Origin of the sequence: Vreelandella songnenensis, from assembly GCF_003002925.1 — a bacterium.
GTDB lineage: Bacteria > Pseudomonadota > Gammaproteobacteria > Pseudomonadales > Halomonadaceae > Vreelandella > Vreelandella songnenensis.
The window spans coordinates 124,869-137,621 of sequence record NZ_PVTK01000002.1; the positions used below are offsets into that span (position 1 = coordinate 124,869).

15 protein-coding genes are annotated in these 12,753 nt (G+C 58.7%); 6 read left to right on the forward strand and 9 right to left on the reverse strand.

What is annotated here, in order from left to right:
- Window positions 1–44: 44 nt before the first annotated feature.
- From tusD to B0H98_RS05100, 4 genes are read left to right on the forward strand one after another with little or no spacing between them, the layout of a single operon-like run.
- Entirely contained in the window at window positions 45–434 is a 390-nt protein-coding gene (gene tusD, locus B0H98_RS05085) for a sulfurtransferase complex subunit TusD (RefSeq protein ID WP_106373991.1), read from the forward strand.
- Window positions 435–445: 11 nt separating this feature from the next.
- Complete coding sequence (gene tusC, locus B0H98_RS05090; RefSeq protein ID WP_106373992.1) at window positions 446–811, forward strand: sulfurtransferase complex subunit TusC; 366 nt, start codon at window positions 446–448, stop codon at window positions 809–811.
- Between the two features lie 11 nt (window positions 812–822).
- Window positions 823–1,110, forward strand: a complete 288-nt coding sequence (gene tusB / locus B0H98_RS05095) for a sulfurtransferase complex subunit TusB (protein WP_106373993.1) — start codon at window positions 823–825, stop codon at window positions 1,108–1,110.
- A gap of 1 nt (window position 1,111) precedes the next feature.
- Window positions 1,112–1,462 (forward strand): TusE/DsrC/DsvC family sulfur relay protein, encoded by a 351-nt coding sequence (locus B0H98_RS05100; protein WP_106373994.1) that lies wholly within the window; start codon window positions 1,112–1,114, stop codon window positions 1,460–1,462.
- Between the two features lie 35 nt (window positions 1,463–1,497).
- Here B0H98_RS05100 and B0H98_RS05105 read toward each other — a convergent pair whose 3' ends face one another.
- On the reverse strand, window positions 1,498–2,130 hold the full coding sequence (locus B0H98_RS05105) for a helix-turn-helix domain-containing protein (RefSeq protein WP_106373995.1): 633 nt from the start codon (window positions 2,128–2,130) through the stop codon (window positions 1,498–1,500).
- An 84-nt stretch (window positions 2,131–2,214) separates the two neighbouring features.
- Window positions 2,215–3,156, reverse strand: coding sequence for a histone deacetylase family protein (locus B0H98_RS05110; RefSeq protein ID WP_106373996.1), 942 nt, complete (start codon window positions 3,154–3,156; stop codon window positions 2,215–2,217).
- Window positions 3,157–3,261: 105 nt separating this feature from the next.
- On the opposite strand from B0H98_RS05110, the gene B0H98_RS05115 reads away from it, so the two are divergent.
- Window positions 3,262–6,009, forward strand: a complete 2,748-nt coding sequence (locus B0H98_RS05115; RefSeq protein WP_106373997.1) for a bifunctional acetate--CoA ligase family protein/GNAT family N-acetyltransferase — start codon at window positions 3,262–3,264, stop codon at window positions 6,007–6,009.
- Window positions 6,010–6,065: 56 nt separating this feature from the next.
- On the opposite strand, the gene pdxH is transcribed toward B0H98_RS05115, so the two are convergent.
- The 4 genes from pdxH to B0H98_RS05135 all read right to left on the reverse strand — a co-directional run bounded on the left by pdxH (window position 6,066) and on the right by B0H98_RS05135 (window position 8,315).
- Window positions 6,066–6,710 (reverse strand): pyridoxamine 5'-phosphate oxidase, encoded by a 645-nt coding sequence (gene pdxH / locus B0H98_RS05120; RefSeq protein ID WP_106373998.1) that lies wholly within the window; start codon window positions 6,708–6,710, stop codon window positions 6,066–6,068.
- A 65-nt stretch (window positions 6,711–6,775) separates the two neighbouring features.
- Entirely contained in the window at window positions 6,776–7,174 is a 399-nt protein-coding gene (locus tag B0H98_RS05125) for a DUF2069 domain-containing protein (protein ID WP_106373999.1), read from the reverse strand.
- On the reverse strand, window positions 7,171–7,794 hold the full coding sequence (gene wrbA, locus B0H98_RS05130; protein WP_106374000.1) for an NAD(P)H:quinone oxidoreductase: 624 nt from the start codon (window positions 7,792–7,794) through the stop codon (window positions 7,171–7,173). The genes B0H98_RS05125 and wrbA overlap by 4 nt, the downstream gene beginning before the upstream one ends.
- A gap of 50 nt (window positions 7,795–7,844) precedes the next feature.
- Window positions 7,845–8,315, reverse strand: coding sequence for a gamma-glutamylcyclotransferase family protein (locus tag B0H98_RS05135; protein ID WP_106374001.1), 471 nt, complete (start codon window positions 8,313–8,315; stop codon window positions 7,845–7,847).
- A gap of 132 nt (window positions 8,316–8,447) precedes the next feature.
- On the opposite strand from B0H98_RS05135, the gene smrA reads away from it, so the two are divergent.
- Window positions 8,448–9,038, forward strand: a complete 591-nt coding sequence (gene smrA / locus B0H98_RS05140; protein WP_106374002.1) for a DNA endonuclease SmrA — start codon at window positions 8,448–8,450, stop codon at window positions 9,036–9,038.
- Between the two features lie 70 nt (window positions 9,039–9,108).
- Here smrA and B0H98_RS05145 read toward each other — a convergent pair whose 3' ends face one another.
- The 3 genes from B0H98_RS05145 to B0H98_RS05155 form a co-directional block, all read right to left on the reverse strand.
- Window positions 9,109–9,657 carry a DUF934 domain-containing protein gene (locus B0H98_RS05145; protein ID WP_106374003.1) on the reverse strand — a complete coding sequence of 183 codons (549 nt, stop codon included), beginning with the start codon at window positions 9,655–9,657 and terminating at the stop codon, window positions 9,109–9,111.
- Entirely contained in the window at window positions 9,647–11,302 is a 1,656-nt protein-coding gene (locus B0H98_RS05150) for a nitrite/sulfite reductase (RefSeq protein WP_106374004.1), read from the reverse strand. The genes B0H98_RS05145 and B0H98_RS05150 overlap by 11 nt, the downstream gene beginning before the upstream one ends.
- 113 nt (window positions 11,303–11,415) lie before the next feature.
- Window positions 11,416–12,753 (reverse strand): MATE family efflux transporter, encoded by a 1,338-nt coding sequence (locus tag B0H98_RS05155; protein WP_106374005.1) that lies wholly within the window; start codon window positions 12,751–12,753, stop codon window positions 11,416–11,418.

A 12,753-nucleotide genomic window follows, 5' to 3' on the forward strand; every position in this document is an offset into this window, starting at 1 on the left:
GGTAGGGGCTGCTTTTTTTTGATCATCTGTTTCGAGTTATTGCGATGGAGTATGGTCTATTGGTGATGGGCGCACCCTATACCAGCCCGGCACCCCATTCGGCGTTGCGTTTTGCTCATACATTGCTGGCCCGCGGTCATCAAATTGGCGGGGTGTTTTTTTATCATGAGGGCGTACACAATGCGTCTGCCCTCATGGCCCCACCTCAAGATGAGCTTAACCTGCACAAGGCATGGGTAGAGCTACACAATGCCCATCAGGTGCCCCTTGATGTGTGCATTGCCGCCGCCTTGCGACGCGGTATCATGAGCGAGGCAGAGGCCAAGCGCCACGGTAAAGCATCTTTCAACCTGGAAGCGCCGTTTGAATTAACCGGGCTTGGCCAACTGCTGACCCTACAACAACGTTGTGATCGTCTGATCACTTTCGCCTGATAGGAGGGTTCATGACAGAGCCGAACGGCCTGTTGGTCATCATTCGTCATGCCCCATACGCTTCAAACTTGCTGCGAGAAGGGCTTGATACGGCGCTGGTCGCTGCCGCATTCGGCCAACCAGTCGATTTGCTGTTTCTAGGGCAAGGGATAATGGCGCTGCTTCATGAGCAGGGCAACGGTGCACCTGGCCAGAAGGCGAGCAGGCCCACTATGGATATGCTGGAGATGTACGATATCGAGCGGCTGTGGACCTCTCAGGAAGCCCTGCAGGCACTTGAGCTTGAGCCTTCGCAGCTATTGGGTAGTGTAGAGGTACTGGAAGCCAAGAGGTTACCGGACTTTTTAAAATCCTACTCGCAAATTCTCAACTTCTAGCGGGATGCGTCATGCTGCATATTTTAACCAAAGCGCCCGATAGCGATGCCGCCCAGCAGATGCTTCAAGCAGTGGGTGAGAACGACGCCATCATACTGACGGAAGCTGGCGTACAGGCAGCGCTACACAGTGAATGGGGGGGCTTTCAATTGCATTCTGCGCGTATCTTTCTATTAGCGGAAGATGTAACCGCATGGGGGCTCGACGATGCAGTCGCAAGCCAAGCGCTTACGGCAGTAGATATCGATGGTTTCATAGCGCTGACAGAGCAACACGTTCAAACGGTAACCTGGTACTGAAATGTCGACAACAGAAATATACCGTTATCTTGATCTAGATGAAAACATTGGGCTCGATCCCGAAGGTTATCTAGTTGATCAGAGTCAATGGTCAGAATCCGTTGCTGAACTGCTGGCAGCCGATGAAAGTATGGTGCTGAGCGAAAACCACTGGGAAATTATTCGAGTAGTGCGTGACTTCTATCAGCGTTATGAAATGGCGCCGGCCATGCGCCCGTTGGTAAAGGCAACCAAAAATGCGCTTGGAGCGGAAAAGGGGACTTCGATCTATCTAATGTCGCTGTTCCCGGGCAGCCCGCCGAAGCGGGTTGCCCGTCTTGCCGGGCTGCCCAAACCTACCAATTGCCTCTAACAGGCTTTATTGCTGGCACTCTGCGCCTTGACAAGCTAGGCAATGTCACCGCGCGTGCATACTGAAAGCACCACCGCATCTTCGGCGCTGGTAGACACCAGCGCATGGCCCATGTCGCTATCAAAATAGATGCTGTCGCCTTCAACCAGCACCAGCGGGGCGTAGAACTCGGTGTAAAGCATGATATCGCCATGCAACACCATCAGGAACTCTTCGCCATCATGACGCACCCACTGATGGTACTCATCAAAGCTGCGTGCCCGCACGATTGTCTTGAATGGAATCATGCGCTTCTGCGCCAACTGGTGGCCTAAGAGCTCGTGCTCATAGGTGGGGGTCGGGTGCTGCTGGCCCTTGCCTTTACGGGTAAGATCACGCCTGCCCATGGTGTAGCGTTCGCGCTTGGGTGGGGTAAGCAGCTGTGGCAGATCGATATTGAGCCCAGTGGTCAACTTCTGTACCACGCTGAATGTGGGCGAAACCTGATCGTTTTCGATTTTCGACAGCGTAGAGCGGGCAAGCCCCGTGCGCTGGCTGACATCTTCGAGCGTCCACTGGTTGGCCAGGCGTATCTGCTTGAGCCGCTCGCCAAGGCATAGTGGCTCGACGAACGCCTTGCGCCCGGAGGCGATACGCAGGGCGGCGTTTTCTTCAGAGGTGGCGGTCATAGTCATCACGTAGGAAACAGCATTAACGGCCATAGTATCATAGCGGCAAGGCGGGGTAGTTAATGCAGCCGTCGTCAGCGCATCCTAAGGGGCATCAGCAAACGGCAACCCCAGCAGCGCTTTCAGGTGCGCTTCAACGCCGCTGGCCAGAGACGTGGGGTTATAGCCGCCTTCCAGCACCGAGACGACCCGGTTTTCGGCATACAGCGTGGCGATCTCCATGGCCAGATGCGTCACCCAGTAGAAGTCTTCATCATCCAGGCAAATGTCAGCCATAGGGTCATCACGGTGGGCGTCGAACCCGGCGGAGATCATAACCAGATCAGGCTTGAAGGCGTGCAGGGCAGGGAGCCACTGCTGCTCGACCAGGCGGCGAAACTCACGGCCTTCAGTGCCAGCATCAAGGGGCGTATTCACCACGTTTTGCCATTCGCTGCGCAAATAGCGCCAAGGGTAGAACGGGTACTGGAAGCTGGTGCAGATCAGCACATCCGAGCGGTCTTTCAGTATATCGATAGTGCCGTTGCACTGGTGTACGTCAAAATCGAGTATGGCGATGCGCTTGGCGCCGTAGGTATCGCGGGCGTGGGCTGCGCCTACGGCAATATTGTTGTAGAAGCAGAATCCCATCGAATCGGTGGCTTCAGCGTGGTGCCCCGGCGGCCTGACGGCACAAAAGACGTTATCTGCCTGACGTTTGAAGACCTGATCCACTCCCTTGATCACTGCACCCGCCGCCACGCGTGCCGCCTTCAGGCTGTCGGGGTTCATCAGCGTTTCGCTGTCAAGAGCAGCGATTCCCTCGCTGGGTACGCACTTTTCCAAGGCATTCAAATGCCGGGCAGGATGTACTTTGGCCAAGGCTTCAAAACAAGCCTCCTTGGCGTCGGCCTGCATGGTCTGCTGAAGTAACCCGGCCAGCGAAAGGCGTGCGCGAATGGCGTCCAGGCGCTGCGGGCTTTCCGGATGCTCAGGCCCCATATGGTGCAATGAACAGTCGGGATGGGTAAGGTAGGCAGTAATCATTCAGGCGCTCCATTCTAGTGAGGCCACCTTAATCGCCTCCGGGGCTTGCGCGACAGTGTCAATAAGTCGTACACAGTCGTTATCTATTTCAGGGGAGACGCACTCGTGAGTACGCGCTTTTTGCATCATTTTTTTGAACCCCGCACGCTGGCGGTGTTCGGCGCCTCTGAAAAACCGGCGTCTTTGGGCGGCCTTGTGCTGGGTAACCTTCAGGAAGGCGGCTTCAAGGGCAGGCTATGGGCTGTCAATCCCAAAGGCTATGACCAGGTATTTGGCGTTTCCTGTTTCAAGAGTGTAGCGGATTTACCCGAAGTGCCGGACCTGGCGGTGGTCTGCTCACCCATTCAAGGCGTGCCCGCGCTGATCAAGCGTCTGGGCCAGTTTGGTGTCAAGGCGGCACTCGTGCTTTCCGGCGGCGCTTATCTCGACCGCGACGAGGATAACAAGGGCTCGATTCGTGAACGTATGCTCCAGGCAGCCATTGCCTCGGGCATTCGCGTACTTGGCCCTGAGTGCATGGGGCTGATCGTGCCCGGCAAGCACCTCAATGCCTCCTACGCCAGCCAGCCGGTCAAGGCCGGGCGCGTGGCCTATCTGGGCCAGTCGGGAATGCTGGCCAATGCGATGATCGATTGGGCCGCGGGGCGTGGAGTCGGGTTTTCCCACCTGATCACGGTAGGCGACAGCGTCGACGTTCTGCTGCCCGACCTGATCGATTATGTGAACCAGTTTTCACCAGCCCAGGCCATTCTTCTGCATCTAGAGCGCGTGACCGACGCTCAGCACTTCATGACCTCCGTGCGCGATGCGTCGCGCAACCGCCTGGTGGTTGCCATCAAGAGTGGCCGCACGCCGCAGTCGGATATATCCGGCATGGCGCCTACGCCGGGTATTGCCAATCGGGATGTGGTGTTTGATGCGGCGTTTTCCCGGGCTGGCGTCGTGCGCGTCAACGACTCTGACGAGCTGCTGGACGCGCTTGAAACGCTCTCTCGGGTCAAGCCGCTGCGCGGCGATCGGCTGGCGATTGTCTCCAATGGCCTGGGGCCTGCCATGCTCGCCATCGATAAACTCGTCAGCGCCGGTGGAAAGCTTGCCGTGTTCAGTGAAGAGACTCAGGCGGCGCTGCATAAAAGCCAGATGGACATGAGCAAGCCGGGGGAAAACCCGGTGGACCTTGGTGGTAATGCCTCGTCAGCCAAGTTTGTCGAAGCGCTTGAGATTGTCGCCGCCGACCCGAACGTTGACGCTGTGCTGGTAGTGCATGCGCCGACCCGAATGGCCCCGTCAGCAGCCACCGCCCAGGCGCTGATCGATAATCGCAAGAAGTTCCGGCGCAACCTGCTGACCAGTTGGATGGGGCTGAAAGAGGCATTGAATGCGCGCCATCTGTGCAACGTGGCCGGTATTCCCACCTATATCTCGCCGGAAAAGGCCGTCAAGGCGTTCATGCATATGGTGGATTACCAGCGTGTGCAGGCGCTTTTACATGAAATTCCCCCGAGCCTGCCATTTTCGACCAGCAGCGAGATCCGCGCTCAGTGCCGGGCATTGATTGCGCAAGCCAAGGAGCAGGGCAGACAGACCCTTACCCACTCGGAAACGTCACAAGTGCTTGAGGCTTACGGTATACCCACGGCGTCAAGCGTCTATCTGACCCGCCCTGAAGAGGCGCAATCCGCGGCGCAGCAGATCCAGGGCCCGATGGCCCTCAAGGTGATTCACGAAGGTAACTGCCGGCCGTACCGGTACCGCAAGCATCCGCACAAGATTTCCGCCGGCCTTTTGCAGGATCTGCAGACGCCGGAGCAGGTGGCCGATGGCGTGCGCCAGCTGGGCGACAAGGTGCAGGAGAAGTTTCCCCAGTACGCCATTCGCGAATACTGCCTTCAGCCCATGCAGCGCGGCAAGCACTCCATGCAGATTTGCGCGGGGATTACCCGGGACCCGGTGTTCGGCCCGCTGATCGTGTTTGGCATTGGTGGCTACAAGGTCAACGTACTGGCCGACCGCCAAGTGGCCCTGCCGCCGCTTAACATGAGCCTGGCGGCGGACGTGGTGGGCAGAACTCACGCCGCCTCTCTGATTCGAGAGCACTCCGCCGAGCCCGAGCGCGATATCGGGCGGCTCTGCCAGCTGCTGGTGAAGCTTTCACAGATGGCGTCTGACCTTGGCGATTTGCGCGGGCTTGAAATCAATCCGCTGCTGCTCAACCGCGATGGAGTACTTGCGGTGGATTTCGCCATGGATCTTGGCACCCCGGCGCGGTTTGCCATCATGCCGTACCCGGAAGAGCTGCGTGAGTGGGTAACGCTCAAGAACGGCTGGCAGGTCGAGGTGCGCCCCATTCGGGCAGAAGATGCACCGCTCATTACCACTTTCCACCGCCAGCTTTCCGAAGAGAGCATCCGGTTTCGCTACTTCCACAATAAATCCAACCTGACTCAGCGCGATCTTTCGATCCTTTCGCACATCAACTATGACCGCCAGATGGCGTTTATCGCCGAGCACCAGCACGACGATGGCAGCAAGGAGATGCTGGGCGTGGTGCGGGTGTGGAACGACCCGGATAACATTCGCACCGAGTTCTCGGTCATTATTCGCGATGATCTACAGGGGGTCGGTATCGGCAGTCTCTTGATGAAGAAGATGATCGACTACTGCACCCATATCGGCACGCTGGAAATGATCGGCAAGATCATGGTGGATAATCACCCGATGCGGGCCTTGATGAAGCACCTGGGCTTCAAGTGCCGCTATAACATGGAAGAGCAGGTGATTGACGCGGTACTGCGTCTGAACGAGCCGGAAAGCGAGTGGCAGCGCCACCGCCTGGAAAGCTTGCCGGATTGAAACGAGTCCGCCTGCTCAATGAGCAGGCGGACTCAGGCGTTAACGGCGAGGCGCACTCAGGGTGCCAGGCGGAACTGGCTCCATTCGCCACCATCCCGGCGCTCGAAGCGGATACGATCATGCAGGCGGCTGGGCTGGCCCTGCCAGAACTCGATCATTTCCGGGTTGAGGCGGTAGCCGCCCCAATGGATCGGGCGGGGTATATCCTGGCCTTCGTAGGCCTGTTCAAAACGCTTCTGACGCTCTTCTATCCAGTTACGGTCCGGGATGACCACGCTTTGAGTGGCAATCCAGGCGCCCAGCTGGCTGCCGCGTGGGCGGCTGGCAAAATATTCATCCGATTCATCCGGCGCTACCTGTTCTACCGGGCCTTCTATGCGCACCTGGCGGGCCAGCGATGGCCACCAGAAAGTCATTGCCGCAAAGGGCACGTTGTTGAGTTCGCTGCCCTTGTGGCTGTGGTAATTGGTGAAGAACACCATGCCATGCTCATCAAAACCCTTCAGCAGCACTACGCGTGCATGGGGACGGCCCTGGCTATCCACGGTGGCCAGCGTCATGGCATTGGCGTCTTTGCCTTCTTTCTCCATGGCAAGGCTGAACCACTCGTCAAACAGGACGAACGGCCCCTCGGCAACGTGCGCTTCATCGAGCCGGCCGCCTTCGTAATCACGCCGGATGTCAGCAATATTGCGGGTCATTAGCGGATCTCCCTAAAGATATTCGTTATTTTCGCGGCTTGCCGGGTAACGCACAAGCCTCTTGCCTAACGGCCTGACTGACGTTGCTGCCGGCTGCGAAAGCGGGCGTAGGCCATACAGCCTGCAAAAAGCACCAGCGCTACAGCCGCTTCTACAATACCGCGCCCTGTTTGCCCCGGCACGGCGGCCAGCATGACTCCCTGAGTGACATAAAGCAGGCTTACAAAGGCAAGCCACGCATGCCCCCGCGCGCGCTTGCCAATGATGGAAGGTAGAAACAGCACCAGCGGCAGTACAAAAGCAAGCACCGGGCGCCAGTCAAGCTCATCACCCTGAATCAGAAAGCCGCGAGAGACGACCAGCACGAGCAGTACGACAAAGCTTGCAATCACGCACTGTCGGGCGCGCGCTGTCAGCCTGTCCAGACCATGGCGCTGCTCGAGCTCGCTTAGCCACTGCATCATGACGCCTCCTGACGCATCCGGCCAAGCGCCAGTGCCAGCCTTGCCAGGCGCTTGCCCTGGGCCACGCATAGCGCTCGTTCCTGTTGATCTACCGAGCGGTCGCTGCGTGCCCCCGCAAGATGGCTTGCGCCGTACGGCGTGCCGCCTCCCTGAGTGCTTAGAAGCTCGGTTTCGCTGTAGGGAATGCCGGCATACACCATGCCGTGGTGAAGCAGGGGCACCAGCATGGTCAGCAGGGTGCTTTCCTGGCCGCCGTGCAGGCTTGAGGTAGAGGTAAAGGCGCAGGCGGGTTTATCGACCAGAGCGCCATTCATCCAGAGACTGCTGGTGGTGTCCAGAAAGTACTTGAGCGGGGCGGCCATATTGCCAAAGCGGGTAGGGCTGCCGAGCGCCAGCGCGCTACAATTGCGCAGGTCATCGAGCTCGACGTATACCGCGCCCTCGTCAGGAATCTCGGGGTCAACCGCTTCACAGGTAGGGGAAACAGGGGGAACGGTGCGCAAACGGGCTTCGATACCGGAAATACTCTCGATACCTGCGGCCATCTGCCGGGCCATTTCGGCCGTCGCTCCGGAGCGCGAGTAGTAAAGCACCAATACGTAGGGAGTCGTGTCACTCATCATGTTTCCTTCGTCCAGGAAGAAGGCTTAACAAAAGCCATGTCTGGTGCTTATGGTATCAGAGCTATCTGCCGGGCAGGAGATGGCATTGAAAGCTGACTGGTTTCAGGCAGCCTTACGTACACCCAGGCAAGGCTTCCATCGGCGAGCGCTTTTCTTTCCCGCGTGTAACGCTCTCCCAGGCGCTCGTAACGGTCCAGCCGTTCAAGCTCGCCAGGGGTCACGCTAAGTATCAAGCCTTCGACCTGATCGCCGGGTTGAGCGGAAACATCCAGCCCGTTGCGGTGATATCCCTCCAGTATAGCTGGCTGGGGGTCGCCTGAACTTCCCATCACCAGCCAGCGAACAACGGTGTAGCGCAGCGTGCCGTAAACGAATACGTGGTGGGTGCGCTGCTCAACGTCCGCCAATTCGTCCGGCGGGGAATAGAACCATGGGCTCAGCATGGTCAGCCATAGCCAACTGGCAAGCCCCAATCCCAGTACGCCCGCTACCTGTAGGCACTTTTTAATCCAAACCATGACGTTACCTTAACGAATGTTGATCACCAAGCTTGGCGTTTGGCAGCACATCCGGCAAGGGCCAGCAATTTATTTATGCAACGGCGTGGGGTTTGCTAGGATAGACAGTAGACCCCATCGGAGGAGCCTGTAATGAACCAGCCACTTCGTGACGATATGGATTTTCGAGCGTTTATCGGCGATGTGAAACCCTTGGCCCCCAGCAACCGTGCCAATGCCGAAAGCCATCGCAAACGTCCCTCCGAGGCACAGTTGGCTCGCCGTGAAAGCGCCCAGGAAGCCATTGACGAGCGCAATTTTCTATCCGATGACTTTGTGGATCTGCTGCCGCCCTTTGACCCGATCGAGTATCGGCGCGAAGGCATTCAGCAGGGGGTTGTCGATAAACTCAGACACGGCGGCTACAGCGTGCAGGCTCAGCTGCACCTTCTGCGCCGACCATTAGCCGAATGCCGCCGGATGGTATTCCCGTTTATTCAGGAGGCCTATGCCCACGATCTACGCTCAGTGATGATCGTTCACGGTAGAGGACGTGAGCTGGATAGCCCGGCCAACGTGCTGCGCTCCTACCTTGCCAAGTGGCTCAGCCAGTTCGAAGAGGTGCAGGCTTACGTGTCGGCCCAGCCGTCGGAAGGGGGGCTTGGTGCTACCTGGGTGATGCTGCGCAAGAGCGAGCGGGCGAAGGCCAACAACCGCGAGCGCCAGCAGAAAAGGCGCGGCTAGACGGTAGCGCCAGAACAGCAAAAAGGGCAGCGCAAGCTGCCCTTTTTGCGTTTATCCCTGGCTGGTCAGCCTATTCGCTGGTCGCCAGGCGGCGCTCGAACAGCGCCTGACGCTCTTCGACATCCGTTTGATAGCGCACGCTGAACGAGTTGAGCAAACGCAGGGCATCGTCCGGGTGCTGGTCATCACGTAGTGCCATGGCGTTGAAGCCGCAGCGGCGCATGTAATCCAGCTGATCGACCAGTACGTCGCCTACCGCGCGTACTTCACCGGCATACCCAAAACGCTCACGCAGCAGGCGGGCAAGCGAGTAGCCGCGGCCGTCGGTAAAGCTGGGGAAATCGATGGCCACGGCGGGAAGAGGTGCAAGTGTTGCCGCAAGCGCGGAGGTCAGCTCGGTGTCGCTCAATAGCAGCGGCGCAAGCTCTTCATCCTGCTTGTTGGCCTGCCATAGCGGCAGCGGCACGAAAGCCGGGCGCTGTTCGGGCAGGGTGTCGGCATCGTAAGAAACGCACCAGGCGTTTTCCGCCGCCAGCTCGCCATCCAGCAACAGGTGATCGACATGCACCGGCGCGTTGGCCTGCGCTTCGTCTGTCGGGGTATCCACGTTATTTGGCATAGACACGCTCTTTAAAGGGTTTCAAACCAATCCGGCGGTAGGTATCCAGGAAGTGCTCATCTTCATGGCGTTCGGCGACATACACCTGCAGCACCTTTTCAACCACTTCAGGAACATCCTGACGGAAGAAAGACGGGCCCAGAATTTTACCCAGCGATACGTCATCGGTAGCGTTGCCGCCAATCGAGATCTGATAGAACTCTTCGCCTTTCTTGTCTACGCCCAGAATACCGATATGGCCTACATGGTGATGGCCACAGGCGTTCATGCAGCCCGAGATATTAAGATCCAGTGGCCCCAGGTCGTACAGGAAGTCCAGGTCCTCGAAGCGCTCCTGCAGCGCCTGAGCAATGGGGATCGACACCGCATTGGCAAGGCTGCAGTAGTCACCGCCCGGGCAGCAGATGATATCGTTGAGCGTGCCTACGGTCGGGTTGGCCATGCCCAGCGCTTCCAGCTCATTCCAGAGCGCTTGCATTTCATCGACCGGCACATCCGAGAGCACCAGGTTCTGCTCATGGGTCACACGCATTTCGCTGAAGCTGTAACGATCGGCCAGGTCTGCCACGGCATCCATCTGGTCTGCGGTAACATCGCCCGGGGCGTGTTCGCGGCGCTTGAGCGACAGCGTCACCGCCTTGTAGCCTGGCACCTTGTGATCGGTAACGTTATTGGTGACAAACCGCGCGAAGCTGCGGTTTTCAGTGCGCAGACGCTCGAAATCAGCGATGGCGCTTTCCGCCACCGGGCGCCGCTCGGGCTCGGGGAAGTGGCGCTTGGCGGCATCCACCGCCGCCTGGTTCAACGTCTGCGGGCCATCCTTCAGGTGGGCCCACTCTTCGTCCACGCGGCGGCGGTACTCTTCGATACCCAGCGCCTTGACCAGAATCTTGATACGCGCCTTGAACTTGTTGTCCCGGCGGCCAAACTGGTTATACACGCGCACGCAGGCTTCAAGGTAGGTCAGCAGGTGTTGCCAGGGCAGGTCTTCACGTACCACTTCGGCAATCATCGGCGTACGGCCAAGGCCACCACCGGCGAGTACCTTGACGCGCAGCTCGCCTTCTTCGTTGCGCCACAGGCGCAGGCCGATGTCGTGAACCTGAATTGCTGCGCGGTCCTTGGCCGCGCCGGTCACGGCAATCTTGAACTTGCGTGGCAGGTAAGCGAATTCTGGATGCAGCGTCGACCACTGGCGAATCAGCTCGCACCAGGGGCGCGGGTCTTCCACTTCGTCGTTGGCAATACCGGCAAACTGGTCGCTGGTGGTATTGCGGATACAGTTGCCGCTGGTCTGAATGGCGTGCATCTGTACCTTGGCAAGCTCGGCCAGAATATCCGGCACGTCTTCCTGGGCTGGCCAGTTCAGCTGCAGGTTTTGCCGGGTGGTAAAGTGGCCGTAGCCGCGGTCGTAACGACGGGTAATATCCGCAAGCGAGCGAAGCTGATAGCTTGCCAGCATGCCGTAAGGAATGGCGATGCGCAGCATCGGCGCATGCCGCTGGATATACAGGCCGTTTTGCAGGCGCAGCGGACGGAACTCTTCTTCTCCCAGGCGTCCTGCCAGGTAGCGATCCATCTGGTCGCGAAACTGGGCAACGCGCTCATCAACCAGCGTCTGGTCATGAATATCATAACGGTACATGTGGCACGATCCTGCTAAAAGCGAAATGGTCACGTCAGGGCGGACAATACGATAGTGTTACCTTAACGCGTGTCTCATATTCTACAAAAGAATATATAATTATCTTTTTATCGTTAAACGGTATTTAAAGCGCCGGGCACAAGCCAGCGCTTTCGCTGCCATACCCACAGAAACCCTGCCGAATTGGCCAGGCGGTAGCATAGCTGCACGAGCCATACGCCAAGCAGCCCCTGCTGAAGGCCTATCCCCACCCACCAGGCAAGGGGTAAAAACAGCAGCCACTGCATGCCAAGACTCAACATCATCACCGTACGCTGCGCCCCAGCCCCCATCAAGGCCTGGGCAAGCACCAAGGCGGCGGCATCCAGCACAATCATCACACCCGTAATCTGCAAGGGGAGCGTACCCAGCGCCACCAGCTCGGGGCTTGAAAAGAAGATGCTGAGGACATGCCCAGGCATCATCAGCATGGGTAGCGCTAAAAAGGTGAGCAGTGCGGCTGCCACACGCAGCGCGTCCAGCCCCCACCGGTGCGCGCCATGCTGATCATCACGTCCGAGCGCCTCACCGACCAGGCTCATGGCGGCAACGCCGACGCCAACCCCGGGCAGAATCAGCAGCAACGAAAGGTTGACCAGCACATGGCCCACCGCAACGCTCGCCGTGCCTAGACGGCTCAGCAGCCAGAAAAGCACCACGTAGCCTGCCGCAAAACATACCTGTTGCATTGAGTGCGGAAGGGCAAGGGCAAAGGTGGTACGCAGCGTAGCAAAAGAGGGCAGACTTGCCATGACGCCGGTATTACGCGCCGGCGTCATGCTCACCCACAGCCAGAGTGCAAGCCCCAGAAACATGGAAAGCGTGGTGCCTACCCCGGCGCCGTTGGCTCCCAGGCTGGGTAGCCCCGCGAGGCCGTAAATCAGCATGCTGCTGGCGGCCACGTTGAAGAGCTGCACGACAATGATGATGCGTAAATAGAGATGGGTCTGTTGACGGCCGTTCCAGTAGCCCCGAAAACACAGTGTCAGCGCGATGGCAGTCAGCGCCAGGATGCGCCAGCGAAAGTAGCCAGTGGCCACGCTCTGCACATCCGGCGTCTGAGTAATCAGACTCAGCAGGGCAGGCGCCTGCCACCAGGCCAGCAGCGATAACGGCAAGCCAACGGCTAACCCGATCATGGCCCCCGCTTGCAGCGGCTCGCTGACTTGTTGACTGCCGGCACCGACATGCTGGGAGGTTTGCGACTGCACGCTGGAAGAGAGCCCGAACACCAGCGCCGTCATCATGAACATGGCGTAACCGCCAACACCGACACCTGCCAGCGCCACCTGACCCAGATGGCCAACCAGCGCCGCGTCGATGAGATTAAGCATGCTCTGGGAGAGCATGCCCAGCATGATGGGTAGCGCCAGGCGTATTACCTTGCCATGGCGCTCGGCCAGTGATGCCAT

Coding starts and splice junctions, on each gene's coding strand:
- tusD (WP_106373991.1), top strand. CDS start 45: ATGGAGTATGGTCTATTGGTGATGGGCGCACCCTATACCAGCCCGGCA.
- tusC (WP_106373992.1), top strand. CDS start 446: ATGACAGAGCCGAACGGCCTGTTGGTCATCATTCGTCATGCCCCATAC.
- tusB (WP_106373993.1), top strand. CDS start 823: ATGCTGCATATTTTAACCAAAGCGCCCGATAGCGATGCCGCCCAGCAG.
- B0H98_RS05100 (WP_106373994.1), top strand. CDS start 1,112: ATGTCGACAACAGAAATATACCGTTATCTTGATCTAGATGAAAACATT.
- B0H98_RS05105 (WP_106373995.1), bottom strand. CDS start 2,130: ATGACCGCCACCTCTGAAGAAAACGCCGCCCTGCGTATCGCCTCCGGG.
- B0H98_RS05110 (WP_106373996.1), bottom strand. CDS start 3,156: ATGATTACTGCCTACCTTACCCATCCCGACTGTTCATTGCACCATATG.
- pdxH (WP_106373998.1), bottom strand. CDS start 6,710: ATGACCCGCAATATTGCTGACATCCGGCGTGATTACGAAGGCGGCCGG.
- B0H98_RS05125 (WP_106373999.1), bottom strand. CDS start 7,174: ATGATGCAGTGGCTAAGCGAGCTCGAGCAGCGCCATGGTCTGGACAGG.
- wrbA (WP_106374000.1), bottom strand. CDS start 7,794: ATGAGTGACACGACTCCCTACGTATTGGTGCTTTACTACTCGCGCTCC.
- B0H98_RS05135 (WP_106374001.1), bottom strand. CDS start 8,315: ATGGTTTGGATTAAAAAGTGCCTACAGGTAGCGGGCGTACTGGGATTG.
- smrA (WP_106374002.1), top strand. CDS start 8,448: ATGAACCAGCCACTTCGTGACGATATGGATTTTCGAGCGTTTATCGGC.
- B0H98_RS05145 (WP_106374003.1), bottom strand. CDS start 9,657: ATGCCAAATAACGTGGATACCCCGACAGACGAAGCGCAGGCCAACGCG.
- B0H98_RS05150 (WP_106374004.1), bottom strand. CDS start 11,302: ATGTACCGTTATGATATTCATGACCAGACGCTGGTTGATGAGCGCGTT.
- B0H98_RS05155 (WP_106374005.1), bottom strand. CDS start 12,753: ATGGCATCACTGGCCGAGCGCCATGGCAAGGTAATACGCCTGGCGCTA.